Source organism: Halorhabdus sp. SVX81 (assembly GCF_029207715.1).
GTDB lineage: Archaea > Halobacteriota > Halobacteria > Halobacteriales > Haloarculaceae > Halorhabdus.
The window spans coordinates 1,345,919-1,369,084 of the sequence record NZ_CP104322.1 but is presented as its reverse complement, the minus strand read 5'-3'; the positions used below and the strand labels follow the sequence as shown (position 1 = coordinate 1,369,084).

Below are 23,166 nucleotides of genomic sequence, written 5' to 3'. Positions count from 1 at the left end.
GCTCCGCGTTCGCCCCGCCGGCATGGACCAGACGACTGCCCCCGCTGATGTTCCGACTCCATCGGCGATTCCCGCCCGGTCGGCGCTTCCGGATCCACTGGTCGCTTTCGACGGTACGGCCGTCGAAACGGCCGATGAATGGGACGTCCGCCGTCGTCCGGAGATTCAGCGGGCGTTCGAACACTACGTCTACGGGTACGCACCCGACGCGCCGGCGATCGAGATCGGGACGGGACAGTCGACGGCGGTGCTCGATGGACGGGCGACCCTCGAAGAACGCACGATTTATTTCACCGACCTCCCGGCCGACGCGCCGACGATCGAGTTGGCCGTGTTTACCCCGGCCGATCGAGATTCGGTTCCGGTGTTTCTGGGCCTGAACAACGGCGGCAATCACGCGATCATCGACGATCCGGCGGTGACGATCACCGACACAGCGGCCGAATTCGGCGTTGAGGACCGTGGTGTGGCAAGCGAGTACTGGTGTGTCGAGCAGTTGATCGAGCGGGGCTACGGCCTCGCCACCTTCCACCCGGCTGATATCGGTCCGGATCGTGACGACCCGACCGAAGGGATCCAGCCGTACTATGCCGACCTGCCCGGACCGGCACCGACGCGATGGGGCACGATCGCAGCGTGGGCGTGGGGCCTCCGACGGGGCGTCGACGCCCTGCTGGAGAACCCCCGGGTTCGTGACGACGGGATCGCCGTCATCGGCCATTCCCGACTCGGCAAGGCCGCGCTCCTCGCTGGGGCGTTCGACGAGCGCATCGATCTGGTGGTCCCCCATCAGTCGGGGACCGGCGGCGTCACGCCGGCCCGGGACAACGATCAGGAGACCGTCGCCGCGATCACGGAGGCCTTCCCACACTGGTTCAACGACCTGTTTCCCGCGTTCGGCGGTCGACCGGAGCGACTCCCGGTCGATCAGCACCTGCTGGTGGCTCTAGTCGCCCCGAGGCCGTTACTCGACACCGAAGGTACCCGGGACTACTGGACGAACCCCGGCCGCGCGCTCGACTCGATTCGGGCGGCCGATCCCGTCTACGACCTCCTGGGGGAAGACGGCCTCGTCGGCGACGGATTACTGTACGGCGACGACAAGGTGACGGCGGGGACGGTCGGCACGCTGGCGCAGTATCGCCGTGAGACGGAACACACCCTGAACCAGGGGTACTGGGACGCGATCCTCGATTTTGCCGACCTCCACCTCGGATAGCCCACACAGGTATCCACAGCCGACCGAAAGAGTAGCCAAACCGGTTATCCGTCGCTTCCCGGCCGCTCCTCGGCGTATTCTTTGGCGGCGTAGCCGACGGCGACGCCGACAGCGAGCGCGATCGCGGCCGTGATCCCGAGGCCGATCGCCGAGGTTAGCCCTTCAACAGTGAGATAGACGATATCGAGGTTAATCCGGAGCATATCCAGCCCGATGACCGCGACGAAGAAATACAGGAGGGCCCTGACAGCGGCGGTCACCCACGCGCCGTACTCGCTTCCCCGGACTGCCTCGGATTCGGCCGTCTGGGTCGCAGCGTACTCCGCGACGACGATCCCGACCAAGAGGATACCGACGCCGGCGAGCGCCCGTGGGAGGTACTCGACCAGTGCCCGGAGCCACTCCTCGAGGATCGCAAAGCCGACGTACCGGACCGCGATGAACGCGGCGAAGACGATCACATAGTACTGCACGACGACGCCGACTGCACCTGCCATGGTACCGTCTTCGCCGAAGAGTGGTTCGATCGCCGAGTCGGCGAACAGTTCCGTCAGCCCGGCCCGACGACCGAGTCGTTCGGCCACTCTGCCGAGCGCTCGTCCCAACAGCACTCCGATGACCAGAATGAGTATCGCACCGACGATCCCGGGGAGTTCCGCGATGATCGACTCGATCGCGGACTCCCAGGAGGCGACGAACTGGTCGACGAAAAGCGGTACCGTCTCGACACGCTCGAACGCAGTATTGGATAGCATGCGGGCAGGTTGTGCAGAGCGGTAGATATTAAGGCTTTACAAGTCAGGCTGTCAGAACCGGGTGAGAAGTCCCACTATTCCGGATTTTCGGTCCTGATCGTTCGGTCCAGGAACCGCTCGATCGCAGCAGGATCGGCGGGCGGAACACCTGCGAGCCCACCACCCGATTCACCTTCCGGGAAGTGGGCGGTCGCCGTCACCGATTGTGCGGGCCGTGGCGATCCCGTGAGTCGCTCCATCGCCGAGCGCTCGCTGTCAGCGCCGAAGACGTGACCCAGATCCTGGAGTGCGTACACGGTCGCGTCGACGTGGGCGTCGGCGAGAGCTTCGGCGAGCAGTTCGGTCTGGGCGACCGGGACCACCTCGTCGGCCCGGCCGTGCATCACGAGAAACGGTGGTGTCGTCGCCGAGACGTGGGAAATCGGACTCCCTAGCCGCGCTTTCTCGGGGTTATCGGACACGGGGCCGCCCAGCAGGAGCGATTCGAGGCCAGCACCGTCGAGTTCGCGGAGGTCGCTGACACCGTACCAGTCGACGACGGCCTGGACGCGCCCGGAGTGGTCAGCTGCCACGCGCTTTTCGACGGTCTCGGCAGGGTAGACGTCGCTACCGAGAGCTGAAACGTCTTCGAGCGTCCCGGCGAGAGCCGCCAGGTGACCGCCAGCAGACGCTCCCCAGACCCCCACGTCGTCGGCATCGAACCCGTACGCCTCGGCGTTGGCGCGCAACCACCTGATGGCAGCCTTCACGTCGAGGATCTGGGCCGGGAAGATGCCCCGTGGCGTCGGGTTATCGGGGGCGGGATCGAACGGCGAGTCGTCCGGAATCGGGGCCAACCGGTAGCTCACACTCGCGAAGGCAAACCCCCACTCGGCTGCGTATCGCTCCAGATCAGGAGTGTTCGCACGCGTCGCGTAGGCCCACCCGCCGCCGTGGACGTAGACGACCAGCGGCGGGGCGTCGGTTTCGGGGACAAAGAGGTCGAGTTTCATTTCCCCCGCGTCGCGTTCCGCGTAGGTGACGCCCTCGTAGGATTCGACCGCGTCGACGTCTCCGGACGTCCGTTCGTCCGCCGGATCGCTGTCGGATCGGGACATTCGTGACCGAAATTCGACCACCCGAACCTTGTAGTTCGGGGTTTCGGGCGGTCGTGCTGGCGGGTCGCGGAGACTTACAACACGCCTTCGGCTTCGAGGACGTCACGGAGTTCGGCCATCGACTCGACGACGATGTCACAGGCGGGTTCGACGGCGGGCTTCGGATCGAATCCGACGGCCAGGCCCGCGACTTCGAGCATCGGCAGGTCGTTCGCGCCGTCGCCGACGGCGACTGTCCGGTCCATCGAGACGCCTCGATCAGCCCCAAAGTCTTCGAGTGCGTCGTCTTTCGTCCCTTCGATCAGCGGGCCTTCGACTTCGCCGGTCAGTTGCCCGTCCGCGACCGGCAGTCGGTTCGAGACGATCGTGTCGACGCTGACGTCAGCATGTGCCAGGGCGGCGGCCACGCCGCGTTCGAATCCGCCCGTGAAGATCGCGACCGTGACACCGGCCTCCTGGAGTGCCTTGATCACGTCCGCCGCTCCCGGACGAAGGTGGACTTGCTCGAAGGCCTCCTGTACTCGGTCATCGTCGAGTCCCTCAAGCAGTGCACAGCGTTCCCGGAGACTCTCGGCGTACTCGATCTCGCCGCGCATGGCCCGCTGGGTGATTTCGTCCATGCGCTCGGTGACGCCACACTGCTCGGCGAGGAAGGTCGTCATCTCGTCTGCGGACAGCGTTCCGTCGAAGTCGAAGGCAACGATCATGCTCACTGATTGGCGAGGCCCGTTTTCAAAGGTCCCGGTTCGGACTCACGACTATCACTGTCTGAACGCAGGAACCAGACCGACACGCTGAACGCCCGAACAACCACCAGGCCGGTCGAAGCCCTTCATGGCCCTGACGATACGTGAGGAAGCCGGTGAGCGTCGCGACGCCAGAGAGCGCACACGGAGAGCGCTATCGTATTCTCCGGACGGTGTACTCGCGGAGAGCGCCGACGGTGCCGAGGCTTCCGGGGCGGTCGCGCGTCCGGTCGCAAGTACTTTGGACGCGCCGGGAGGATCGTTCGGTATGACCGACGTACATCCGGGCCAGCGGGTCGCGGTCCTGGCCGACTCTCAGAACCTCTACCACACGGCACAAAGCCTCTATCAGCAGAACATCGACTACGAGGAACTCCTCGATGCGGCCGTCCGGGACCGACAGCTGACGCGGGCGATCGCGTACGTCATCCGGGCGGACGCCGACGACGAGGAACGGTTTTTCGACGCCCTGACGGACATCGGCTTCGAGACCAAAGAAAAGGACATCAAGACGTTCGCCGACGGCTCGAAGAAGGCCGACTGGGACGTGGGGATGAGCCTCGACGCCGTGACGCTGGCCCCTCACGTGGACACGATCGCGCTGTGTACCGGCGACGGCGACTTCGCCCGGCTTGTCACGCACGTCAGACACGAGGGCGTCCGCGTCGAAGTACTGAGTTTCGGCGAATCCACGTCGGAGGAACTGCTCGACGTGGCCGAGGACTACACCGATCTGAGCGAGGATACCGACCGTTTCTTGCTGTAACGCTAGACCGGATCCCCCTCGCCGGCGGTGCCGACCAGCAACGTTCCGGCTGCCAACCCGATCGCGGCGATGGCAGCGATGAACGCAGGGATCAGGTCGGTGAACCCGATGCCAAGAATGATCGCCGCCGATACCACGAGTAGCGCGAACCCGCCACGCGTCCGCATCGAAGTTGTCGTCATTGAACGAACGTTTGCCGGCGGCGGCCATAAATCGACCAGTACCCGTGGTCGTTTGCCGTCTCGCCCGCGGGCAGTGTGGGTCCTGTACGCGAAGGCGTCCCGCGTCCTCGGATGGCAGAGATTATGCGTTCCCGAGTGCAAGCCGGAAGCGATGGACGAGTGGACGCGTCTCGAACGGATCGCGGACTATCAATTCGGTGCCGGGGCCAGCGAAGCGCTCTTCGGAGACACGTCGGATCTAACGGTTACCCGATCGAAATCAGGTCGGCCACGCCAGATCCACGCCCCGGACGGGCGGTTGGTCTCACTGGGGCTCGACGGCCGGTTCACGCTCGGGCTCGCCGGCGGACGGAGACTCAAAACGGCGTTAGACGCGCCGAGTGGTCGAGTCTACGTCGGCGATGAGAGCGATCCGTTCGTTCGGGACGGACGCAACGCCTTCGCGAAGTTCGTCACCGAGGTTGACACGTCGATTCGATCGGACGACGAGGTTCTGGTCGTCCGTGCAGACGATACTCTGCTTGGCGTCGGCCGCGCGGAACTCCCGGCAGCGGCGATGGCCGACCTCGCGAGTGGCGTCGCGGTCTCGGTCCGGGACGGGGCTGGGGAGTAGGTCGCCGACGCGAACCGAACTTCCGAGGGCACGTCGCCAGGCTTTTTATTGCCCGTCCCGGATTCGGGGATATGTTTGGCGGAGGCGGCGGGGGTCTCAACCCGCGCAAGATGAAGCAGATGATGGAACAGATGGGGATCGACCTCGAAGATATCGACGCCGAAGAGGTCGTGATCAAGACGCCCGACGAGGAACTGGTCTTCGACGACGCCGAAGTCCAGCGCATGGACGCCCAGGGCCAACAGACCTATCAGATCGTCGGCTCGCCCGAATCCCGCGAGCGCGGTGATGGCGATGACGCTGCAAGTAGTTCCGACAGCGAAGACACAGCGGATGCGATCCCGCAGGAGGACGTCGACATCGTCGTCCAGCGAGCAGGGGTCAGCGAAGAGACAGCCCGCGAGGCCCTACAGGAGGCCGAGGGCGACCTCGCGACAGCGATCGCCAGCCTCGAGTGAGCGTTCTTCTCGTCGGCGAGGGGCGGGAGTACCTCGTCGCTCATGGGGAGACCTTAGAGACTGATCTGGGCATCCTCGAAGTCCCCGAAGATGCTGCACCCGGTGAGACGCTCGAAACGCACCTGGGGACCGAGTTCGACGTCCGCGCGCTTCGGGGCCCGGACCTCTTCGAGCACTTCGAGCGGACCGGCGCGCCGATGATGCCCCGCGACGTTGGGTTGATCGTCGGTCACACCGGCGTCGCGGGTGGTGACCGCGTGCTGGACGTGGGGACCGGAACCGGTGTCCTCGCCGGGTATCTGGGCCGGGTTGGCGCGTCAGTCCTGACCTACGAGCAGCGCGAGGACTTCGCCGATGTCGCTCGGGAGAACATGGTCCTTGCTGGTGTCGAGGACGCCGTCGACGTTCGGACCGGCGATGCGACCGAAACCCTCGACGAACTCGACGACGACGCGCCGTTCGACGTCCTCACACTCGACACGGCCGACGCGCCGGATCTGGTCGGCCACGCGCCCGACTTGCTGGCCGATGGCGGGTTCGTCGCCGTCTACTCGCCGTTCGTCGAAAGCTCGAAGGAAGTCGTCGAGACGGCCCGAGCGGTCGGGCTCTCGGAGATCGAGACCTTCGAGACGATCCAGCGGGAGATGGACTTCGACGACCGGGGGTCACGCCCCTCGACTGCCGGCGTGGGCCATACCGGCTATCTGACCTTCGCACGGCTGGTGTAGGTTCTGCACTTCGCTCTTCGCTCGGAATCAGCATCCCAGAGAATCGTCGTCACCTGTAGTGGTTACTGTCCGGGAAGCGCCATCCTGGCATCCAGTTTTCGCAAATATGGCTGCTCGCTGTTGTCTGTCTGAACGCTCCGATCAGGAAACCGTGTACGTCGCGATGATCGCGGACATATCGCCGTCCGGGGAGTTCCAGATGACCGCGATTGTATCACCAGTTTCGAGGCCGGAGACCGTGATCTCGTCGCCGGCGGTGATCTCCTGACCGGGCCACTCACTGACGCTCCCGGGGCTTTGAATTTCGATTTCGGACTGCAGGAGCATGCCCCCGCCCTCGTGGCTAATTGTCACCGCCCCAGCGTCGTCCGCCTCGAAATCCAGTTGTGCGTTCGGTGCGGTTGGCTCCTCGGGACCCAATCCGAGGACAAACGTGCCCAGGATCGCACTCCCGAACAGCATCAAGAGTGCGAGAATCGAAATCACCCCACGGTTCGCCGACGGCTGTGGTACCTTCGAGTGCATCTGTCGAACAGTATTGACAGCAGAACTATTAGTATTGTCGACTCTCCGTGGTGACGCTGTGACACACCTAGACGGAGACTTGCCGAATCAGCGTCCGAAGTTCGTCACGGCTCGTCGCTGGATCGAAACTGATCTCTGTCCCCGCAAGCACGTCATCCAGGTCCGTCGGATGCAATCCGCCGGCGAGTAACATCGCCCCGTCGTGCCAGATGGCGATCCACCCCTCCATGGGGACCTCGATTTCGCCCGCCGCCGTCTCGACCGGGAGCGCCGCCTCGAAACGAGTGCGTTTGGCCCGCGTTCCCGACGCAACCTCGATCCGGTCGTCCTCGCCGGCTTCGACGTCGACGAGACCCTTGTCGCGGAGTTGCTCGGCGAACTCCTCGCGAGCGGCGCTTCGCACTTTCGGGAGTGCCATCGCCGGGCCAATCCCGGGCGGTAACGACGGGGAAAATGTCAGTCGCGTCGCGTAGAACAGCCGCCAGAGGTGGTCCGGCCCACCGGCCGATCGAATCCGTTCTCGAAGCCGATCGTCCTCGTAGCGTCGCTCGTGGGCGCGAGCAACGACACCGGCGACACGTGCCCTGACCTCGACGCGGGTGTCCCGGAGACTCCAGCCACCCGATTCGAGTACGTCCGTCGGGACAGTCGGATAGTTCGCGTCTTCGGAGTGGTCGCTGCCGTCGTCGCTATCCGACTCCGATCCGTCGTCGTCCGGACCCATCTCAGCAGTCACGGTTCAATGATCGTCTTCGCGCCACTTGTGTCCGCATTCGGTGCAGGTGAAAAACCGCGTCTCGGACTCGTCGGCGGCCCGGATCTGTTTGAGTTCCCAGTACGCACGGTCGTTGTCACATTCCACACACTGGATCTCAGTCGTCGGCCGGGCATCCGCTTCACTGTCGCTGAGGTCGACGATTTCGCCCTCCTGTTGGCCTTCCGTCGTGACCATGGCGTTCTCGGTAGCCGCTTCGCGTGGCGTTTCTGCCCCACAGCTTCCACAGACCCACTTCTCACCTTCCGTCTTCATCATCGAGCCACACTCGTCGCAGAATTCCATACCCGCGATATGCCAGTTGAGGAACTTAAGCCCCCGGGTTTCCGCTCACGTGCTCACCGCAACTCATCGCGGCTGTTGGACGCCCAGGCGTCACAGGCGTCCATATCGTCGAGATAGCGACCATGATGACTACAGTACGGTTCGAGGCCGTCGTCGGTACGCACGTAGTTGAACTGCTCGCAGTTCCCACAATATCGGTCCGGCTGCCCACGGACCGACGCCGACTCGATGAACTCGCTATCGTCCGCGGATGCGTCGATCGTCGTCGAACCGCCATCACTTGCAGCCTGTCGCGCGGACGTACTTTCCGTCGAGGCGGTCCCTGTCTGGGTCGGAACGTCGCCGTTGGGATCGGTCCCGAACATACCGACACCACCAACAGCAGGCATGTTCGTTCCGGCTTGCTCGACGAGTCTGACCGTCCCCTCCTCCGTAATTCGCATTTCGGCCGCACCACCCGGCGACTTGCGGGTTTTGAACGTCGCGATCGCAACGAACAGACACCAGCCCGTCGTGATCGCGCCGATGAAGTAAAGCGCGAGCGTCGTCAGCGCCAGTGCCGGGTTTGCGGCCGGCGCACCCGGCCACTGCATCGGGTAGGCATGGGTGAACAGCGCGACCGCGAAGACCGTGAGACTCGACCCGATCGCGATCGTCGCCCGTGTAAGTCGACTCGTCGGGAGCACGACGAACAACCCGACGAACGTCGCCGGAAGTCCCAGGCCGGCAAAAATGCCGGCCCACTCACGTGCGTCGTAGACGCCGAGTCCCAGTGTCGTTCTGAGTCCCGTCGTCGCGAGGACGACACCGACGGCTACCAGTCCCAACCCAGCCGCAAACAGCGTCAACCCGGCAAGCACCTGGCGACGGCTCGCAACCGCGCCGATCCGCCGCTGGTAGACATCCGTCAAACTGGTCATGTCGGATGGTACCACGTTGTCCTACAAAACAGTGCGTCAGACACATGTCTTGCAGTCAGCGCCGGTGACGTGGGAAAGACAGCGCCGCCGATCGGTGTCAGTTCCGAAAACACTAATCGCCGCCGAGGCCAACCGATCAGTATGGCAGACGACACCGACGAGGAGTCCGAAGGACCGCCGATCGAACTCGGCGACGGCCCGGACGTTGCGGGCGTTCCCCTTGCCCAGATATCCTCGCGTCTTACGTACGGAATCGAGCAGAGTACCGTCCGTCGTCGTGAGGGCGACACCGAAATCCGGACGCCCGACGGCCCCCGAGAGCTTGGGGACATCCTGGACGCGGTCGATGTGCCGTACTTCGAACGACGCCAGGAGTTCGAGACGGCGATCCGCGAGGAGATCGGTACCGGTCCGGTCTCGACGGAGTGACACTCACGACTGGAGTGAAGCCCACCGCTGCCGATGCTCGATTTCCATGCCCTGACTGCCCGTCCCCGAGGCACTGATCGGCTACGCTGGCAACCCCCGTAATCTCGACAGCTCTCGCGAGCGCCGCGCCTACGAGCTCGCCGCCGAGCAGGGCCTCTCGTTGGGCGAAGTTCTCCAGCAAATTGAGGATAACTGGTCCATGCCGTAGCGTGAGTAGCCTTGCCCGATAGCCGACGCGATGGGGAGTAAAACCGGCGAATAGCTTCAATATATGTGGCCGCACACAGGTATTCATAGACTAGACCCTTGAATGAGAGATCAGCGAGGTCTATCTCACGCGGGATGAGGTGGTAGTTTGATCCATCTCGTTGGGCATACATTGACGGCCGACGGGTGGAAGTGGCTTAAAAGGGGCAGTATCTCCGTCAGATGAATATAAGGATTAGCTACCAGATCTGATTATAAAGATGCGAGATCACCCGATCTCGTTTGGATCAAGACGGTGGCTCTTGACACTATCTGGCGTTTCCGATAACAACACGACTATCTCACCACATAGTGAGGCGATGAATGAAAAAACGACAGTTGTGCCAATTAGCATCAGAGCGTCTGAAGAATTTAGTATGGGACCACCACTCGCATCCTGAATAGTCATAAACATAAAATAAAGAATTAGAAAGGATAGCAGCGTGGAAAGGTTGAAAGAAAATGCGAAATCAAATACATCATCGCAGAAATCTCTTGCCGGCCAATCTTTCATCATCTTCAGATCCACAAACGAGGTTAAACGCAAAGCCAAATGCACAGTTGATATCATGAGAACGAGAGCAACCACAATCACTTCTACAGCGACATTTTCGGGCGGCAAAAAGTCGACTGTGAGCTGAAGGTATCCCACAAACAATAAGCTGGAGAAAAATACTGCTACAGAATTGTAGAACCATACCTCGATAAATTTGGTCTCCCAACTTTCACCTCGTCTGAATTTTTTCATTATTGCAAAATCTACAACTATTTCGGGATTGTGGTCTAGGCCTTCGATCTCGTCCGAAGTGAAGCAATAGTCTTCCGACGGCTCCTCTGTGAAGTCATGGGGATTTACATAGTCTTCCGGATTCCTATCATCATTTTCCAGCTCATCTATATTTTTTAGTTCAGCAACTGGATCATACTCGCTGGGTAATTTGTGATAGGTAGACAAAGCCCGGTAGAATAAGTGAAATCCTCTTGATCCAGCTACGATAAATCCAACAACAGCCAGTAAAGTAGCGGCAATAATATGGATTGGTTCTCCGAGTGCCTGCATATTTACTTATCCTTCTTGGTTCATATTTTCATACAACGTATCGTATGAATGGCCAATCATGTTCAGAAGGAGGATTGAAACGGCCATTGATGCAAATATGGCAGAATAGAACGAAAATGGGTACAGATCCAAAGTACCAACCCATAATATAGCACCTGATATTAAGAATAAAAATATTTTCAGAGAACCATCTAATAGAGACATATTTGACAAGTCGACCAACTCCCATTCGTCTGGGTCAAATGAGACGCTCATTGCCATGATACTTTGTCGGCATCCACTAATAAGTTACCGTCGAAGAAAATTCTCTGAAACTACCGCTGGTGATACTACACACATTCTCGGCAAGAGAGAATGAATATAAATAATTGGGAATTCTCTGAGAGAGGAATCATCGCTTTCAAAAGTCGAATGATAGTTGAGGAGAAGACACTTTTCAGATCGATTTGCTGAGATTTCAAAAGTGATCACCCGCTGGGAATGATACAACGGGCCAATATAAGGCCTACTCGTCTATTTTTGATGTGTCGTTCGGATTGAGTATTTCGTAGGTTTGGTGCTGATTATAGCATCTTCAATCAGGTCGTGTACGGCGAGTTTTTGGGGCCCTATTCAACTCGATCGTTCAATCGATGTTAGATCACGCCCCTCATACACGTCTCCAACAATCTCCATGTATTGCTCGTGTAGGCCCCCAGGAGAAATCCTTTCACCCCTTCTTTTCGGGTAAGATAATACAGAATCCGATGGTGGAACGGCAGCGAGTCCAGCGCTGCTTGTCTAATCCGCTGCCGGGTTGCTAGCACATCGTCGACATCCACGTACTCGACCCCAGCCTCGCGTTCGCCGGTGATCTCCTCGGCACTCCGGAGCGTCTAAATCCCACACCGGGCCACACCTACTGATACGTCAGCGATCGTCTCGAAATACTGGTGATTGACGTTGCCGGCCAGTCCGTGTTGGGCCCTCCTCAAGGATGTCCGCGAGTCCGTTGACGCTCACTGTTTCGCCGTTACCCTGACAGTACGGTGCTTCAGTGATGTGCTGACCTGATTGATCCGTACTATCACCTACGGCCGTTCGCTCGGGCGTCACGCCGCCCCTCCCTTGGGAGATACCAACCGCTGTTTGTATCGTAAGGGGGCTTAAAAATACGGCTTTGAACTTTTGGCGCAGAGCCGGTGGGGGGATTTGAACCCCCGGCCTAATCCTTACGAAGGATTCGCTCTAGCCAGTCTGAGCTACACCGGCATTCACGTCCTGGCTGTACCATCACATGGTTCGCAGCGACCAGGTGCGTACTCACACGTAGTGGCGATGACCGCAATAAGGATTGCGAATCGAAGCCCCTTAGCGAGTGATCCGCACGTCGAGGACGACGTTCAACTCGTGGGGTGCGTACGACCGGACTGTGTGCCGCGTTTCGACCGTCACGTCGTATGTGTCACCAGCAGCCTTGCGGATCGCCCGCTCGCCAGGTCCAAAGGGGTCGTCCTCATGCTGGATGTCGTAATAATGAATCACGGTTTCGTCGCCCGCAAGTGCAAACGCAGTCTCTACGAACTCGTCGGCGCTGTGGGGAAGGTTCATCACGATCCGATCGGCCCAGTCGGCGTACTCCGGGACGGTCTCGCGGACATCGCCTTCGATCGCGGTGATCCGGTCGGCGACGCCGTTTCGCCGGGCGTTCTCTCCGAGGTATTCGACCGCGTCGGGGTTGACGTCACACCCGACGCAGGTCGCCCCCTGTTTCGCCATCGGGACGACGAACGGCCCGACGCCGGCGAACATATCGAACGCCCGCTCGCCGGACTCGACCTGCTCAACTACACGGTGGCGTTCGGTCGCGAGCCGCGGTGAGAAATACACGTCCGCGAGGTCGAGCACGAACTCACACCCGTACTCGCGGTGGACGGCCTCGGTCCCCTCGCCGGCGAGGATGTCCCACTCCCGGACGCGCTGCTCGCCTTTGACTTTCGAGGCGCGGTTGAGAACCGTCTCGACGGGCAGATCCGAGCGCATCATCGCGTCGGCGATGTCGCGTGCCTGATCGATATCGTCCTCGTCGATGATCACGACGTTACCGAGGCGCTCGTAACTCGGCTCGAACCCGAGGATGTCGGCGGGCATCGTCTGACGGTCGCGCACTGGCGAGTCGTGATCCACAACTGGGAGCGCTTCGGGGACTCGTTCGGGGTCAGTCACCGGAATGAAGATCGCCCCGTCGACGACATCGATCTCGTGCTCGTCGTCGATGAGATCGGACTCGGCGAGGCGGGCGCGCGTCGCCTCGCCGTCCTCCCGGGCCACGCGAACGCAGGGGACAGCCATACTGAAGGCTGCGTCCGTTCGGGCGGTAAGCCTGACGTTTCAATCGCGGTCCCGACAGGAGCGTAGAACGGTTCGCTTATGCCCGGAGAACACCCAGCAGGGGCATGCTCACCTTCGTCGGACTCGGCCTCTATGACGAACGCTCGGTTACGCTCGCCGGTCGAGATGCCATCCGCGGAGCCGACCGTGTGTTCGCTGAATTCTACACCAGCCAACTTGCCGGGACAACCATCGACGCCCTCGAAGACTTCCACGATATCGAAATCGAGGTCCGTGATCGGGCCGGCGTCGAGCAGGATCCGGACCCGATCCTGGCGGCCGCGGCCAGCGGCGACGCCGTCTTCCTGACTGCGGGCGATACGATGATCTCGACGACACACGTCGATCTGCGGCTACGCGCCGAGGATCGGGGAGTCGAGACGCGCGTGATTCACGGCACGACAGCCCAGGCCGCCGCGAGTTCGCTCACCGGCCTGCAGAACTATCGCTTCGGCAAGGCCACGACGCTTCCCTTCGAGCGATCGCACGGTGGCGATGGCGTCCCCGGGAGCGTCATCGAGACGATCGAAGCGAATCAGGAACGCGGCCTTCACACACTTGTCTTTCTGGACATCACCGCCGAGAGCGACGAGGGGACCTACATGCGTGGCGATGGGGCAGCGACCCTCCTCGCCGAGCATTGGCGACCGGATGCCCTGGGAACCGTCGTCGCCCGGGCCGGCAGTGCCGATCCCGTCATCCGGGCCGGTCGCCTCGCCGACCTTGCGGAGATGGACTTCGGCGACCCCCTCCATTTGCTGGTTGTTCCCGGGTCGCTTCATTACCTCGAACGGGATGCCCTGGCGGCGATCGGCGATGGCCCCGCTGCTGTCCTCGATGAGAACACGGTCGAATAACCCATCTGTTGGTCCGCGAGCTATCAGTGGTCCGACGATTCGACATCGAGTGCATCCTTGAGGTCGTATTCCGTCCCGGTGACGACGTAGAGCCCGTCCTCGACGACGGTCAGCACATCGGGTACCCACTGGACGACCAGCCAGGTGATGGCGATCAGCGCGAACACCGAACCGAACTGTGCGAGAATTCGATCGCCGACGTAGTACGACACCATGTACGGATCATTCGTCGAGAACAGCGACATGACGATGTCGGGGACGATGTGGAGACGCTGGTTGCCCAGGGTGTGGGCGATGAAGACGTTCCGGACGATGTTGAGGACGTAAATCACACCGATCGCGACCCCGATCGCCTTGGCCTTCCGGCGGAGCGATCCCCGAACGGCGGCGATCAACCCGACGAAAATCGACATGCTCCCGATGCCCGTACACGCCAGCCGGATCGTGTAGGTGATCGAATGCCCGTCGGGTGCATACAAGAACGTGTTCCGATAGGGAAAGTGCTTGCCCGGCAGGTCGTTCTGGGTCGGTAGTTCATAGCCGCCGGGAAGGTCGAGGCCTGCGGGAAGATACGGATACCAGTCGCCGAGGAAGTAATTATCGCCGAGCAGTCCCAGCACGAAGTCCGTATGGACCGTGACCGTCTCGATCAGTGGCTGGCGAACGAACGGTAGTGAGGACAGCGGCAGGAAAAACAGCCAGGCAAACGCTACCGCACGTGAGATGACAAACAACCGGCGGCGGCCGTTGGCGATCAGATAGGCTACGTACAACGACAGCGGAATGCCGATCACGACGCCGATACCTTCGGTGATCGACTTCTCGGCGAAGACGAAATAGTGGACGTAGGCGAGCCAGTAGCCCGCGAGGACGATCCACGCCCCGGCGTAGACCCGCTGGGCCCACGTTTCGTCGTACCGTTCGAGGATCACGCCCGCGAGAAAGATAGCGAGGACGACCCACGCAAGCGTACCTGCATAGCCGTTCAGCGCCGCCAACCAGTCGACGACCGTCTCGATCATTCGTTGGTCGTGGTTGGACGATTCCGACTATATGTCTTGCCGTTGGGACATGTCTGTATCCGTGCGCTTCTCACCCGGCGTTCGGTACTGTTTCTTCGATCGTGGACCCGACCAGCACGACGATCCCTTTGAGAGCGATGACGATCCCGGCGAAAACGAACGCGATCCACGTCGCAAACCCGACAAGCGTCGCATCGAGGCTGCTGTTCGCGGTCCCGACGGTCCCGAGAACTGATCCGATCCAGGCCACGAGTATCCCCGCTGTGACGTACACCGCCGCGTAAAGCCGGACGCCGAGCATGTCTTCCATGGGTGATTTTCAGACAATAAGAACATAAAATGTGGGGCAACTCGTCGCGTCACCCGATCTCGCGGGTCGCTACCGCTCCCCGCTCGCTGTGTCCGAGGCGCTCACTCCGTTCGCGCCTCGCGGGTCGCTACCGCTCCCCGCTCGTGCGGTCCGAGGTCTCCCGTCGGTCGACCTCGCGTTCCACTATTTCGATCTCGTGGCCGTCGGGGTCCTTCGTGAACGCGTAGTTGTAGTCACAGGACTCGGGGTCGCGGTAGTCCGCGGCGTCGCGCTGCATGAGTGTCTCCCAGGTGTCTTCGAGCGTGCCTTCGTCCGTACGGACCGCCAGGTGGCCCCAGGCGTCACCCAGTTCGTAGGAACGCCCGTCGTAGTTGTAGGTCAACTCGACGGACATCGCCTCCTCGGCGGCTGCGGCGGGCTTCATGAAGTACAGCGCAAAGGAGGAGTGCTCGCTCCGGCGGAACGTCTCGTACTCGAGGGCGCGCGTGTACCACCCGATCGCCTGCTCGATATCTTCGACGCGGATCATCGTGTGGTCGATCGACCACTTTTCGCCGTGGTCGCGCTCGACGATCTCGATCTCGTGGCCGTCGGGGTCCGTCACGAAGGCGTAGCCCGGGTTCTCCTCGGGCGGGCGGTAGTCCTCGACGCCCTCGTCCATCAACTCGTCGTAGGCTTCCTCGACGTCTTCGACGCGGACCGCGATGTGGCCCCAGGCGTCGCCCATCTCGTAGGACCGGCCGTCGTGGTTGTAGGTCAGTTCCAGCGTCGCGCCCTCGTCGTGGACGTCTGCGGGGCCGAGGTGGACGTTGGTGAACGTCTCGGCTTCCCAGCGGCTCTTCTCCTCGTAGTCGAAGTGGGTGGTGTACCACTCGAGCGATTCCTCTAAGTCCTCGACGCGCATCATGACGTGATCGAGCGTGCCGTCCATGTTCGCGTTGTCGGGCGGACAGCCGAAAAACGTGCCGGACGCGGTCGGTTCGTCGTGGATCGAAACGCTATCTCGCCGGTGCGACGATCCCGCGCAGGTCGGGCCAGTAGAACCACCACACGATCGTCCAGGCGACGAGGGTGCCCAGCGGGACGACCACGTACCCACCGCGGCGGAAGAATCCCCAGGAAACGGTGAGTTGGGTCACGCCGACGAGCACGAGCAATCCAGCCGTCACCCGTGGATCCCCACGATCGAACCGTTCCAGGGTGACGCTGCCGATCGCGAGGACGAAGATCCCGACGCCGAGCGGCCAGGCGGAGAGAAACGGCGGCGGCCCGCTGCCGGTTGCTGTGAGGTACTCGGGCAGGAGCGTGACGTACGGGCCGAACGGATCGAACAGTCCCCACGGCATGACCAGCGTCACGTATCCGCCACTGAGCAAGACCGTCCAGGGGACCACCAGCAGAGCGAGAACGGCAAGCAGACGGGTCCAGGGACCGTCGTTCGTCGGCATCGACCTGGATCACCGATCGATGACCAGCCGAAGGATGTCCTCGTCGGCGAGTTCGTGATCGCGACCGACCTGCTGGTCCTCGTGGGCCGCACTCTCCCCGGAGACTCGCGCGAAGCGGAAGCGATCGTCGAAGCGGCCGCCGATCTTCTCGCAGGCGTCGCCGACGGTATCACCCTCGGTAAGGATGAGTGGTTCGTCGTAATCGATACCCCGACCGGGTTTGTCCATGTAAATGCGGATCAGGCCAAGTTCGTCCCAGATGCGTTCGGTCAGGCTGTCGAGTCCGCGCTCCTCCTCGGCGCTGATGAAAATAGCGTCATCGGGGTCGATGTCGTTTGCGCGCAAGTCACTCTTGACGGTATCGACGTAGCTGGGATCGATAAGGTCCGTCTTGTTGACGGCGACGATCGAGGGGAGATACTCGCGGTTGTCCATCACACCGTCGATCAGGCGGTCGATATCGACCTGCTCGCCGATAGTCACGTCGGCGTTGACGAAGTCGTGCTCCCGGAGGACACTCTTGATGGTCAATTCGTCGAGATCGAGGTCGACGGAAGCGTTGACCGTGATCCCATCTTTGTGTTTCTTGCGGACGCTAACCCGCGGCGGGTCGACGTCCAGCCGGACTTTGTTCTTATAGAGCTCCTCCCGGAGGCGGTCGTACTGCTGGATCTCGAAGGCCGAGAGGACAAAGAGGACGAGATCGGCCGTCCGGACGACCGAGAGGACGGCCTTGCCGTCGCCGCGACCGCCGGCCGCGCCCTCGATGAGTCCCGGGACGTCGAGCAACTGGATGTTCGCGCCGTTGTACTGGAGCATGCCGGGATTGACGTCGAGCGTGGTGAAATCGTAGGAGCCGACGTCGCTGTCGGCGTTGGTCAGCGCGTTGATGAGCGTGGACTTGCCGACGCTCGGGAACCCGACCAGCGCGACTGTCGCGTCGCCGGTCTTCTCGACGGCGTAGCCCTCGCCGCCGCCCGAACTCGACTGGCGCTTCTCGAACTCCTCTTTCTTTTCGGCGAGTTTCGCCTTCAGCCGGCCGATATGCTCCTCTGTGGACTTGTTGTAGGGCGTGGATGCTATCTCCTCCTCGAGTTCCTCGATCTCCGCTTGCAGCCCCATTACCCGACTGTCGGCTGTCCCGACTCAAAAACGCTTCCGTCCGCGTCGCTGATGCGTCGTGACTCCAGGGGATGACTTCGATACACTCATACGACGGCAGACCGACAGATCATTCGATGTCAACTGCGTCTCGCCTCCGGGACAGCACGCAGATCCTGCTCCCAGCCGACGCCATCGAGGGACTCTCCGAGGATCTCGCCGATCGGTTCACCGTCACGATCCATCGTGAGCAGTCACAGGTTCGCATCATCGGCAGCCCCGTCGAGATCAAGCAGGCGAGCGCGTTTTTGACCCGAAACGGCGTCGCAGTCGAGTGATTTTTCCGGGAGTGACCAGCGATCGAAGCGGCGGGGAGACTCCGGACGGAAAAACAATTCTTAAATCCACGCCCACGGACAAACGTGTATGGCTGGTACGATTGAAGTACTCGTTGCTGGTGGACAGGTCGACCCTGGTCCGCCGCTCGGTCCCGAGCTCGGGCCGACCCCTGTCGACGTGCAGGCCGTCGTTCAGGAGATCAACGATCAGACTGAGGCGTTCGATGGCACGGAAGTACCGGTAACGGTCGAGTACGAGGACGACGGGGCATTCACGATCGACGTGGGCGTCCCGCCGACCGCGGCACTCATCAAAGACGAAGCCGGGTTCGAGACCGGCAGCGGCGAACCCCAGGAGAACTTCGTCGCCGACCTCTCGATCGAACAGGTCAAGACCATCGCCGAACAGAAACACCCCGACCTGCTTGCCTACGAACTCAAGCAGGCCGCAAAGGAGATCATCGGGACCTGCGTCACGCTTGGCGTCACGATCGAAGGCGACGACCCCCGCGAGGTCGCCGCCAAGATCGACGACGGCGAGTACGACGGGGTCCTGGTTGACGCCGCCGAAGCGTAACGACGCCGAAGCGATCGAGCGATCGGCGCTCACGTGTTTCTCGCGATATCAAAACGGACAGTAGCGCGTGCCAGGAGTGCAGTGACCCGTCGCTCCTCTTCCAGTGACAGTCGGCCCCAGTGCGAAAGGGAACGCGCTAAGATTCCTCGTTCGTGTCTTCAGGGTCACTGAAACCGTCGGGAGTACTATCCTCACCGTGGGCAGAACCGTTTACGCCTCGACCATTTGTGTCTGCAGCTCCGTCAGCTTCCGGCGATTCCTCGGCAGCAGGAACGTGGATCGAGACTGTGGTCCCGCGATCGACGCCAGTGTGGACGGAGACAGTCCCGCCGATCTGGTCGACGAGCCAGTTGACCAGCCAGACGCCCAGACCGCTGCCGTGATCGATCGACGTTTCTTCGAGTTGGTTGGTCAACAGCGCTTCCTCGACCATGGGGATGCCGGGGCCGTTGTCTTCGACGTCGATTCGGATCTCTCGGCTGGCGTCGACCGCGTCACGCGCCAACTGCGGATGGCGCACAGAGATGGAGACACGTCGATCCGAGGGCGAAAGGTCGTTGTGGATGAGCGCATTCCGGGCGATTTCCTCGACAACGATCGGTAGCGTTGCCGAATCGAGCGCCCAGGCGTCCGATGGCAAGTCCGTTTCGATCGTGGCTTCGGGAAACTGCATGGCCAGATCCGCCGTTCGTTCCTCGACGATCGAGTTGACATCTACCGGGCCAACGGCCTGTTTGGGCTTGGCCAACAGGTCGTCATAGAGCGTCCGGGCGTGATCGCTCGTGTTGATCAGTCGGTGAGCTGTCGAATGGATCTTCTCAATATCTGCTTCAACGGCGTCGGAAACCTCCTCCTCAGCGAGAATGCGCTCGGCATGGGAGGTAACGACGTTCATGTCGTTGCGGAGGTTATGGCGAAGCACGCGATTCAACACGCGCAGTTGTGAATCGCGCTGCTCGAGCATCCCCGAGACCGTATTGAACCGATCGCTGATCTGCTGCCACTCCGTGATCGAGCCCAGATCGAGATCCGTTCGATATTGACCCGATTCAAGCGCGTGGAGTGCATCGTGAAGTTCCTGAATACGGTCGAACGTCGTTCGTGACACCCAGACGCCGACGACCGCGATCGAGAGTAATGCGACGAGGACACCGCCGAACTGCATCGCCGTCGCCACCTGGAGTTGATCGGCGATGATCGATTCCGGCCGGTGGGCAGTGACGATCCATCCGGTCCGAGAGGCAGTCGCAGTGGCCGAAATTGTGCCGTTCATCGATCGGGACCCCCTGTAGAGCAACTGGTCACCGGCGGCGATACTGACAAACTCGTTACGCTGGCTAATCCCGGTAATGTTCCCGAACAGTGAGGTCGGCCCGATCTCGAAATTCCCGGAGAAGACCCCCCTCACAGTCCCGTCGTCGTCCCGAATTGGGGCTGCGACCCGGACGACGTACGCCCCGGACAGGGTTCGATCGACGTCACCGACGTAGGTCCTCCCGGAGAGTGGCGGTTGCATGAACGGCTTCTCGGAGTAGTTGACATTGACGAGTGCCGCTCGCTCCGCGGAGGACAAGTTCGAACCGGCGAGTGAGACGAGCGATCCATCTGCGGTGTAGACACCAGCACTGTCGAACGCTGTCCGATTGAGAAACGTTTCGAGTGCCGGTTGCTGGCTGGGCGCGCCAGTACTGACGTTCAGGTTCGCCGTCCAGAGTTTGACAGTTTCCGTCGTCGCCTCGAACCAGGTGTCGATTCGATCCGCGACGACTGTCGCTGTCTGTTCGACTGCCTGTTGTTCCTGTACACGAACGTCATTTTTATGTAATGTGAATCCAACATAAATAGTTCCGGACAGCACCAGCGCAATGAGAACCAAGACGCTGATGAGGGTTGTCCGGAGGCGCATCTGTGTGCGTCTGCCTCCAGATTGGTGTGTGGTGACGTAAATCCAGCGAGTACGGATAGGCAGCCGACATGTCCGGGCGATCCGGGATCGAGCCGAGCGATGGTTCGACGGGTTTAAGTGTCGCTTTGGCGTCGTTTCAAAGGAGACAGGCAAGTGCCTGTTTCACTGACCCGTAGAAGCCCAACGGGCGTACTACGGAGGTGAACAATGGCAGATCAGGACATAGAGAACGCAGTAACTCGTGCACTCAGCGAGTCACCCGACCGGAACTTCCGTGAGACGGTGGACCTTGCTGTCAATCTGCGCGACATCGACCTTGACGATCCGTCGAACCGTATCGACGAGAGTATCGTACTCCCATCCGGGACCGGCCAGGAAACGACGATCGTGGTCTTCGCCGACGGCGAGACCGCACTCCGGGCAGAGGACGTCGCCGACGACGTCCTCGAGGGTGACGATCTCGAAGACCTGGGCGACGACGAGGATGCGGCGAAGGATCTCGCCGAGGAGACCGACTTCTTCGTGGCGGAAGCCGCGCTGATGCAGGACATCGGTCGATACCTCGGGACGATTCTCGGTCCGCGCGGGAAGATGCCCGAACCGCTCCAGCCGGACGACGACGTCGTCGAAGTCGTCGAACGGATGAAAAACACCGTGCAGGTGCGGAGTGGTGACCGGCGGACCTTCCACACGCGGGTCGGCGCGGAGGACATGGACGCCGAGGAGATCGCCGACAACGTCGACGTGATCCTCCGGCGGTTGCATGCCGATCTCGAAAAGGGACCGCTGAATCTCGATACGGTGTACGTGAAAACGACCATGGGGCCGGCCGTGGAGGTGGCCTAAATGAGCGCCGAATCCGAGCGCAAGACCGAGCACATCCCCGAGTGGAAACGCGAAGAGATCGACGACATCGTCGGGATGCTCGAACGCTACGACAGCGTCGGTATCGTCGACATTACGGGCATTCCGAGCCAGCAGCTTCAGGACATGCGCCGGAATCTCTACGGCACCGCGGAGCTGCGCGTCAGCCGGAACACGCTCGTCGAGCGAGCGCTGGCGGATGTCGACAATGGCCTCGAACAACTCGTCGAGTTCGTCTCGGGCCACGTCGGTCTCATCGGGACCAACGACAACCCCTTCAGCCTCTATCAGCAGCTCGAGGCCTCGAAGACCTCGGCCCCGATCAACGCCGGCGAGATCGCACCCAACGATATCGTGATCACCGAGGGCGATACCGGGATCGATCCCGGGCCGTTCGTCGGTGAACTCCAGACCGTGGGTGCGAACGCACGCATTCAGGAAGGTTCGATCCAGGTGCTCGAGGACTCGACCGTCCTCGAGGCCGGCGGGGAAGTCTCGGCTGATCTGGCGAACGTCCTGGCCGAACTCGGCATCGAGCCCAAAGAGGTCGGGCTCGACCTGCGTGCGGTCTATGCAGAGGGCGTGCTCTTCGAACCAGAGGATCTCGAACTCGACGTCGAGGAGTACCGCAGCGACGTCCAGGCCGCGGCCTCGCGTGCACGAAATCTCTCGGTCAACGCCGTCTACCCGACGGCCGAGACCGGGCCGGCACTGCTCCAGAAGGCCCGCGGCGAGGCAAAGAGCCTCGGCGTCCAGGCATCCATCGAGAGTCCGGACCTCGCGGACGACCTCGTGAGCAAGGCCGACGGACAGGTACGCGCACTCGTGACCCAGATCGACGACGACGAGGCCCTGCCCGAAGAACTACAGGGCGTCGAGGTCGACACTGCATCTGAGACAGCCACAGCGGAACAGGCAGACGAGCAATCGGAAGACAGCGACGCCGAGGATACCACTGACGAAGCCGAGGACGCAGCCGACGATGACGATGATGACGGCGACGACGGTGGCGACGCACTCGGCGAGATGTTCGGATAACAACGGAGGACAACAATGGAATACGTTTACGCAGCACTCATCCTGAACGAGACGGGCGAAGAGATCAACGAAGACAACCTGACGAACGTACTCGACGCAGCCGGTGTCGACGTCGAGGAGTCCCGCGTGAAGGCCCTCGTGGCCGCACTCGAGGACGTCGACATCGACGAGGCCGTCGAAGAGGCCGCCGCCGTCCCCGCAGCAACGGGTGGCTCGGCCGGCGGTGACGTCGAAGCCAGCGACGAGGCCGACGACGAAGCTGACGAAGCCGACGAAGCGGACGCAGCTGAGGAAGAAGAAGAAGCCGGCGACGACGAGGACGACGACGCCAGCGGTGAGGGCCTCGGCGAACTCTTCGGCTAAGACTGACCACCGCAGTTTCGGTCCTTTTTATGCGATCTGCTTGCCCGTCGAGTTACAGCATTCCGTTCGGCTGAGCGGCGACAGCAATATTGCTTAAAGGTTGCAATACTATTTGATCCGATACAGCCCGGCCAAGACTGAGATTGTATAAAAGACCCAAATATATGG

Annotated in this window: 29 protein-coding genes and 1 tRNA gene; 12 read left to right on the top strand and 18 right to left on the bottom strand. The window is 61.5% G+C overall.

Annotation, left to right across the window (positions count from 1 at the left end; genetic code table 11):
- The first annotated feature begins 22 nt into the window (after nucleotides 1-22).
- Nucleotides 23-1,219 (top strand): acetylxylan esterase, encoded by a 1,197-nt coding sequence (locus SVXhr_RS06820; RefSeq protein WP_275740654.1) that lies wholly within the window; start codon nucleotides 23-25, stop codon nucleotides 1,217-1,219.
- A 44-nt stretch (nucleotides 1,220-1,263) separates the two neighbouring features.
- Here the strand turns inward: SVXhr_RS06820 and SVXhr_RS06815 are convergent, their stop codons facing one another.
- The 3 genes from SVXhr_RS06815 to serB all read right to left on the bottom strand — a co-directional run bounded on the left by SVXhr_RS06815 (nucleotide 1,264) and on the right by serB (nucleotide 3,778).
- Complete coding sequence (locus tag SVXhr_RS06815; protein ID WP_275740652.1) at nucleotides 1,264-1,974, bottom strand: hypothetical protein; 711 nt, start codon at nucleotides 1,972-1,974, stop codon at nucleotides 1,264-1,266.
- Between the two features lie 74 nt (nucleotides 1,975-2,048).
- The gene (locus SVXhr_RS06810) at nucleotides 2,049-3,071 is read right to left on the bottom strand and encodes an alpha/beta hydrolase (protein WP_275740650.1); all 1,023 of its coding nucleotides are present in this window, start codon (nucleotides 3,069-3,071) and stop codon (nucleotides 2,049-2,051) included.
- A gap of 74 nt (nucleotides 3,072-3,145) precedes the next feature.
- Nucleotides 3,146-3,778: a phosphoserine phosphatase SerB gene (gene serB / locus SVXhr_RS06805; RefSeq protein ID WP_275740648.1), complete on the bottom strand. Its 633-nt coding sequence runs from the start codon at nucleotides 3,776-3,778 to the stop codon at nucleotides 3,146-3,148.
- 307 nt (nucleotides 3,779-4,085) lie between these two features.
- On the opposite strand from serB, the gene SVXhr_RS06800 reads away from it, so the two are divergent.
- The gene (locus tag SVXhr_RS06800; RefSeq protein WP_275740646.1) at nucleotides 4,086-4,583 is read left to right on the top strand and encodes an NYN domain-containing protein; all 498 of its coding nucleotides are present in this window, start codon (nucleotides 4,086-4,088) and stop codon (nucleotides 4,581-4,583) included.
- Between the two features lie 2 nt (nucleotides 4,584-4,585).
- Here the strand turns inward: SVXhr_RS06800 and SVXhr_RS06795 are convergent, their stop codons facing one another.
- Entirely contained in the window at nucleotides 4,586-4,765 is a 180-nt protein-coding gene (locus SVXhr_RS06795; RefSeq protein ID WP_275740644.1) for a hypothetical protein, read from the bottom strand.
- Between the two features lie 151 nt (nucleotides 4,766-4,916).
- Here SVXhr_RS06795 and SVXhr_RS06790 point away from each other — a divergent pair, with 151 nt between their 5' ends.
- The 3 genes from SVXhr_RS06790 to SVXhr_RS06780 all read left to right on the top strand — a co-directional run bounded on the left by SVXhr_RS06790 (nucleotide 4,917) and on the right by SVXhr_RS06780 (nucleotide 6,564).
- Complete coding sequence (locus SVXhr_RS06790) at nucleotides 4,917-5,378, top strand: PUA domain-containing protein (RefSeq protein ID WP_275740642.1); 462 nt, start codon at nucleotides 4,917-4,919, stop codon at nucleotides 5,376-5,378.
- Between the two features lie 71 nt (nucleotides 5,379-5,449).
- Nucleotides 5,450-5,836, top strand: a complete 387-nt coding sequence (locus SVXhr_RS06785) for a nascent polypeptide-associated complex protein (RefSeq protein ID WP_275740640.1) — start codon at nucleotides 5,450-5,452, stop codon at nucleotides 5,834-5,836.
- Nucleotides 5,833-6,564, top strand: a complete 732-nt coding sequence (locus SVXhr_RS06780; protein ID WP_275740637.1) for a methyltransferase domain-containing protein — start codon at nucleotides 5,833-5,835, stop codon at nucleotides 6,562-6,564. Before SVXhr_RS06785 ends, SVXhr_RS06780 begins: the two co-directional genes overlap by 4 nt.
- 141 nt (nucleotides 6,565-6,705) lie before the next feature.
- Here the strand turns inward: SVXhr_RS06780 and SVXhr_RS06775 are convergent, their stop codons facing one another.
- From SVXhr_RS06775 to SVXhr_RS06760, 4 genes are all read right to left on the bottom strand, one after another.
- On the bottom strand, nucleotides 6,706-7,089 hold the full coding sequence (locus tag SVXhr_RS06775) for a type IV pilin N-terminal domain-containing protein (protein ID WP_275740635.1): 384 nt from the start codon (nucleotides 7,087-7,089) through the stop codon (nucleotides 6,706-6,708).
- 67 nt (nucleotides 7,090-7,156) lie between these two features.
- Complete coding sequence (locus SVXhr_RS06770) at nucleotides 7,157-7,825, bottom strand: hypothetical protein (RefSeq protein ID WP_275740633.1); 669 nt, start codon at nucleotides 7,823-7,825, stop codon at nucleotides 7,157-7,159.
- A gap of 3 nt (nucleotides 7,826-7,828) precedes the next feature.
- Nucleotides 7,829-8,149 (bottom strand): transcription factor S, encoded by a 321-nt coding sequence (locus SVXhr_RS06765; protein ID WP_275740631.1) that lies wholly within the window; start codon nucleotides 8,147-8,149, stop codon nucleotides 7,829-7,831.
- Between the two features lie 53 nt (nucleotides 8,150-8,202).
- The gene (locus SVXhr_RS06760; protein WP_275740629.1) at nucleotides 8,203-9,069 is read right to left on the bottom strand and encodes a hypothetical protein; all 867 of its coding nucleotides are present in this window, start codon (nucleotides 9,067-9,069) and stop codon (nucleotides 8,203-8,205) included.
- Nucleotides 9,070-9,210: 141 nt separating this feature from the next.
- Between SVXhr_RS06760 and SVXhr_RS06755 the strand changes: the two genes are divergently transcribed.
- The gene (locus SVXhr_RS06755) at nucleotides 9,211-9,498 is read left to right on the top strand and encodes a DUF5789 family protein (RefSeq protein ID WP_275740627.1); all 288 of its coding nucleotides are present in this window, start codon (nucleotides 9,211-9,213) and stop codon (nucleotides 9,496-9,498) included.
- A 475-nt stretch (nucleotides 9,499-9,973) separates the two neighbouring features.
- Here SVXhr_RS06755 and SVXhr_RS06750 read toward each other — a convergent pair whose 3' ends face one another.
- The 4 genes from SVXhr_RS06750 to SVXhr_RS06735 all read right to left on the bottom strand — a co-directional run bounded on the left by SVXhr_RS06750 (nucleotide 9,974) and on the right by SVXhr_RS06735 (nucleotide 13,135).
- Entirely contained in the window at nucleotides 9,974-10,804 is an 831-nt protein-coding gene (locus tag SVXhr_RS06750; RefSeq protein ID WP_275740625.1) for a hypothetical protein, read from the bottom strand.
- Nucleotides 10,805-10,810: 6 nt separating this feature from the next.
- Nucleotides 10,811-11,059, bottom strand: a complete 249-nt coding sequence (locus SVXhr_RS06745; RefSeq protein WP_275740623.1) for a hypothetical protein — start codon at nucleotides 11,057-11,059, stop codon at nucleotides 10,811-10,813.
- 921 nt (nucleotides 11,060-11,980) lie between these two features.
- Nucleotides 11,981-12,055: transfer RNA gene (locus SVXhr_RS06740), tRNA-Thr, on the bottom strand.
- A gap of 99 nt (nucleotides 12,056-12,154) precedes the next feature.
- The gene (locus tag SVXhr_RS06735; protein WP_275740621.1) at nucleotides 12,155-13,135 is read right to left on the bottom strand and encodes a class I SAM-dependent methyltransferase family protein; all 981 of its coding nucleotides are present in this window, start codon (nucleotides 13,133-13,135) and stop codon (nucleotides 12,155-12,157) included.
- A gap of 104 nt (nucleotides 13,136-13,239) precedes the next feature.
- Between SVXhr_RS06735 and dph5 the strand changes: the two genes are divergently transcribed.
- A complete protein-coding gene (gene dph5 / locus SVXhr_RS06730) occupies nucleotides 13,240-14,031 on the top strand; it encodes a diphthine synthase (RefSeq protein ID WP_275740619.1) in 792 nt (263 codons plus the stop codon).
- A gap of 23 nt (nucleotides 14,032-14,054) precedes the next feature.
- Here the strand turns inward: dph5 and artA are convergent, their stop codons facing one another.
- The 5 genes from artA to SVXhr_RS06705 all read right to left on the bottom strand — a co-directional run bounded on the left by artA (nucleotide 14,055) and on the right by SVXhr_RS06705 (nucleotide 17,933).
- A complete protein-coding gene (gene artA, locus SVXhr_RS06725; protein ID WP_275740617.1) occupies nucleotides 14,055-15,053 on the bottom strand; it encodes an archaeosortase A in 999 nt (332 codons plus the stop codon).
- 70 nt (nucleotides 15,054-15,123) lie between these two features.
- Nucleotides 15,124-15,363 carry a hypothetical protein gene (locus SVXhr_RS06720; protein ID WP_275740615.1) on the bottom strand — a complete coding sequence of 80 codons (240 nt, stop codon included), beginning with the start codon at nucleotides 15,361-15,363 and terminating at the stop codon, nucleotides 15,124-15,126.
- A 127-nt stretch (nucleotides 15,364-15,490) separates the two neighbouring features.
- Nucleotides 15,491-16,294: a VOC family protein gene (locus tag SVXhr_RS06715; RefSeq protein WP_275740613.1), complete on the bottom strand. Its 804-nt coding sequence runs from the start codon at nucleotides 16,292-16,294 to the stop codon at nucleotides 15,491-15,493.
- Nucleotides 16,295-16,361: 67 nt separating this feature from the next.
- The gene (locus tag SVXhr_RS06710) at nucleotides 16,362-16,811 is read right to left on the bottom strand and encodes a TIGR04206 family protein (RefSeq protein WP_275740611.1); all 450 of its coding nucleotides are present in this window, start codon (nucleotides 16,809-16,811) and stop codon (nucleotides 16,362-16,364) included.
- A gap of 9 nt (nucleotides 16,812-16,820) precedes the next feature.
- Nucleotides 16,821-17,933: a GTP-binding protein gene (locus tag SVXhr_RS06705; protein ID WP_275740609.1), complete on the bottom strand. Its 1,113-nt coding sequence runs from the start codon at nucleotides 17,931-17,933 to the stop codon at nucleotides 16,821-16,823.
- A gap of 116 nt (nucleotides 17,934-18,049) precedes the next feature.
- Here SVXhr_RS06705 and SVXhr_RS06700 point away from each other — a divergent pair, with 116 nt between their 5' ends.
- Both SVXhr_RS06700 and SVXhr_RS06695 read left to right on the top strand, forming a co-directional pair.
- A complete protein-coding gene (locus SVXhr_RS06700; RefSeq protein ID WP_275740607.1) occupies nucleotides 18,050-18,250 on the top strand; it encodes a hypothetical protein in 201 nt (66 codons plus the stop codon).
- A gap of 88 nt (nucleotides 18,251-18,338) precedes the next feature.
- Nucleotides 18,339-18,827 (top strand): 50S ribosomal protein L11, encoded by a 489-nt coding sequence (locus SVXhr_RS06695; protein WP_275740605.1) that lies wholly within the window; start codon nucleotides 18,339-18,341, stop codon nucleotides 18,825-18,827.
- Between the two features lie 136 nt (nucleotides 18,828-18,963).
- Here the strand turns inward: SVXhr_RS06695 and SVXhr_RS06690 are convergent, their stop codons facing one another.
- The gene (locus SVXhr_RS06690; protein WP_275740603.1) at nucleotides 18,964-20,733 is read right to left on the bottom strand and encodes a sensor histidine kinase; all 1,770 of its coding nucleotides are present in this window, start codon (nucleotides 20,731-20,733) and stop codon (nucleotides 18,964-18,966) included.
- A gap of 207 nt (nucleotides 20,734-20,940) precedes the next feature.
- Here SVXhr_RS06690 and SVXhr_RS06685 point away from each other — a divergent pair, with 207 nt between their 5' ends.
- The 3 genes from SVXhr_RS06685 to rpl12p are packed head-to-tail and all read left to right on the top strand — an operon-like array spanning nucleotide 20,941 to nucleotide 22,998.
- The gene (locus SVXhr_RS06685) at nucleotides 20,941-21,579 is read left to right on the top strand and encodes a 50S ribosomal protein L1 (RefSeq protein WP_275740601.1); all 639 of its coding nucleotides are present in this window, start codon (nucleotides 20,941-20,943) and stop codon (nucleotides 21,577-21,579) included.
- Nucleotides 21,580-22,635, top strand: a complete 1,056-nt coding sequence (locus SVXhr_RS06680; protein ID WP_275740599.1) for a 50S ribosomal protein L10 — start codon at nucleotides 21,580-21,582, stop codon at nucleotides 22,633-22,635.
- Nucleotides 22,636-22,650: 15 nt separating this feature from the next.
- A complete protein-coding gene (gene rpl12p, locus SVXhr_RS06675; RefSeq protein ID WP_275740597.1) occupies nucleotides 22,651-22,998 on the top strand; it encodes a 50S ribosomal protein P1 in 348 nt (115 codons plus the stop codon).
- Nucleotides 22,999-23,166: the final 168 nt, after the last annotated feature.

Bases quoted from the DNA above. Each gene is read 5' to 3' on its own strand.
- SVXhr_RS06820 (WP_275740654.1), top strand. From the start codon at position 23: ATGGACCAGACGACTGCCCCCGCTGATGTTCCGACTCCATCGGCGATT.
- SVXhr_RS06815 (WP_275740652.1), bottom strand. From the start codon at position 1,974: ATGCTATCCAATACTGCGTTCGAGCGTGTCGAGACGGTACCGCTTTTC.
- SVXhr_RS06810 (WP_275740650.1), bottom strand. From the start codon at position 3,071: ATGTCCCGATCCGACAGCGATCCGGCGGACGAACGGACGTCCGGAGAC.
- serB (WP_275740648.1), bottom strand. From the start codon at position 3,778: ATGATCGTTGCCTTCGACTTCGACGGAACGCTGTCCGCAGACGAGATG.
- SVXhr_RS06800 (WP_275740646.1), top strand. From the start codon at position 4,086: ATGACCGACGTACATCCGGGCCAGCGGGTCGCGGTCCTGGCCGACTCT.
- SVXhr_RS06795 (WP_275740644.1), bottom strand. From the start codon at position 4,765: ATGACGACAACTTCGATGCGGACGCGTGGCGGGTTCGCGCTACTCGTG.
- SVXhr_RS06790 (WP_275740642.1), top strand. From the start codon at position 4,917: ATGGACGAGTGGACGCGTCTCGAACGGATCGCGGACTATCAATTCGGT.
- SVXhr_RS06785 (WP_275740640.1), top strand. From the start codon at position 5,450: ATGTTTGGCGGAGGCGGCGGGGGTCTCAACCCGCGCAAGATGAAGCAG.
- SVXhr_RS06775 (WP_275740635.1), bottom strand. From the start codon at position 7,089: ATGCACTCGAAGGTACCACAGCCGTCGGCGAACCGTGGGGTGATTTCG.
- SVXhr_RS06765 (WP_275740631.1), bottom strand. From the start codon at position 8,149: ATGGAATTCTGCGACGAGTGTGGCTCGATGATGAAGACGGAAGGTGAG.
- SVXhr_RS06760 (WP_275740629.1), bottom strand. From the start codon at position 9,069: ATGACCAGTTTGACGGATGTCTACCAGCGGCGGATCGGCGCGGTTGCG.
- SVXhr_RS06755 (WP_275740627.1), top strand. From the start codon at position 9,211: ATGGCAGACGACACCGACGAGGAGTCCGAAGGACCGCCGATCGAACTC.
- SVXhr_RS06750 (WP_275740625.1), bottom strand. From the start codon at position 10,804: ATGCAGGCACTCGGAGAACCAATCCATATTATTGCCGCTACTTTACTG.
- SVXhr_RS06745 (WP_275740623.1), bottom strand. From the start codon at position 11,059: ATGAGCGTCTCATTTGACCCAGACGAATGGGAGTTGGTCGACTTGTCA.
- SVXhr_RS06735 (WP_275740621.1), bottom strand. From the start codon at position 13,135: ATGGCTGTCCCCTGCGTTCGCGTGGCCCGGGAGGACGGCGAGGCGACG.
- dph5 (WP_275740619.1), top strand. From the start codon at position 13,240: ATGCTCACCTTCGTCGGACTCGGCCTCTATGACGAACGCTCGGTTACG.
- artA (WP_275740617.1), bottom strand. From the start codon at position 15,053: ATGATCGAGACGGTCGTCGACTGGTTGGCGGCGCTGAACGGCTATGCA.
- SVXhr_RS06720 (WP_275740615.1), bottom strand. From the start codon at position 15,363: ATGGAAGACATGCTCGGCGTCCGGCTTTACGCGGCGGTGTACGTCACA.
- SVXhr_RS06715 (WP_275740613.1), bottom strand. From the start codon at position 16,294: ATGGACGGCACGCTCGATCACGTCATGATGCGCGTCGAGGACTTAGAG.
- SVXhr_RS06710 (WP_275740611.1), bottom strand. From the start codon at position 16,811: ATGCCGACGAACGACGGTCCCTGGACCCGTCTGCTTGCCGTTCTCGCT.
- SVXhr_RS06705 (WP_275740609.1), bottom strand. From the start codon at position 17,933: ATGGGGCTGCAAGCGGAGATCGAGGAACTCGAGGAGGAGATAGCATCC.
- SVXhr_RS06700 (WP_275740607.1), top strand. From the start codon at position 18,050: ATGTCAACTGCGTCTCGCCTCCGGGACAGCACGCAGATCCTGCTCCCA.
- SVXhr_RS06695 (WP_275740605.1), top strand. From the start codon at position 18,339: ATGGCTGGTACGATTGAAGTACTCGTTGCTGGTGGACAGGTCGACCCT.
- SVXhr_RS06690 (WP_275740603.1), bottom strand. From the start codon at position 20,733: ATGCGCCTCCGGACAACCCTCATCAGCGTCTTGGTTCTCATTGCGCTG.
- SVXhr_RS06685 (WP_275740601.1), top strand. From the start codon at position 20,941: ATGGCAGATCAGGACATAGAGAACGCAGTAACTCGTGCACTCAGCGAG.
- SVXhr_RS06680 (WP_275740599.1), top strand. From the start codon at position 21,580: ATGAGCGCCGAATCCGAGCGCAAGACCGAGCACATCCCCGAGTGGAAA.
- rpl12p (WP_275740597.1), top strand. From the start codon at position 22,651: ATGGAATACGTTTACGCAGCACTCATCCTGAACGAGACGGGCGAAGAG.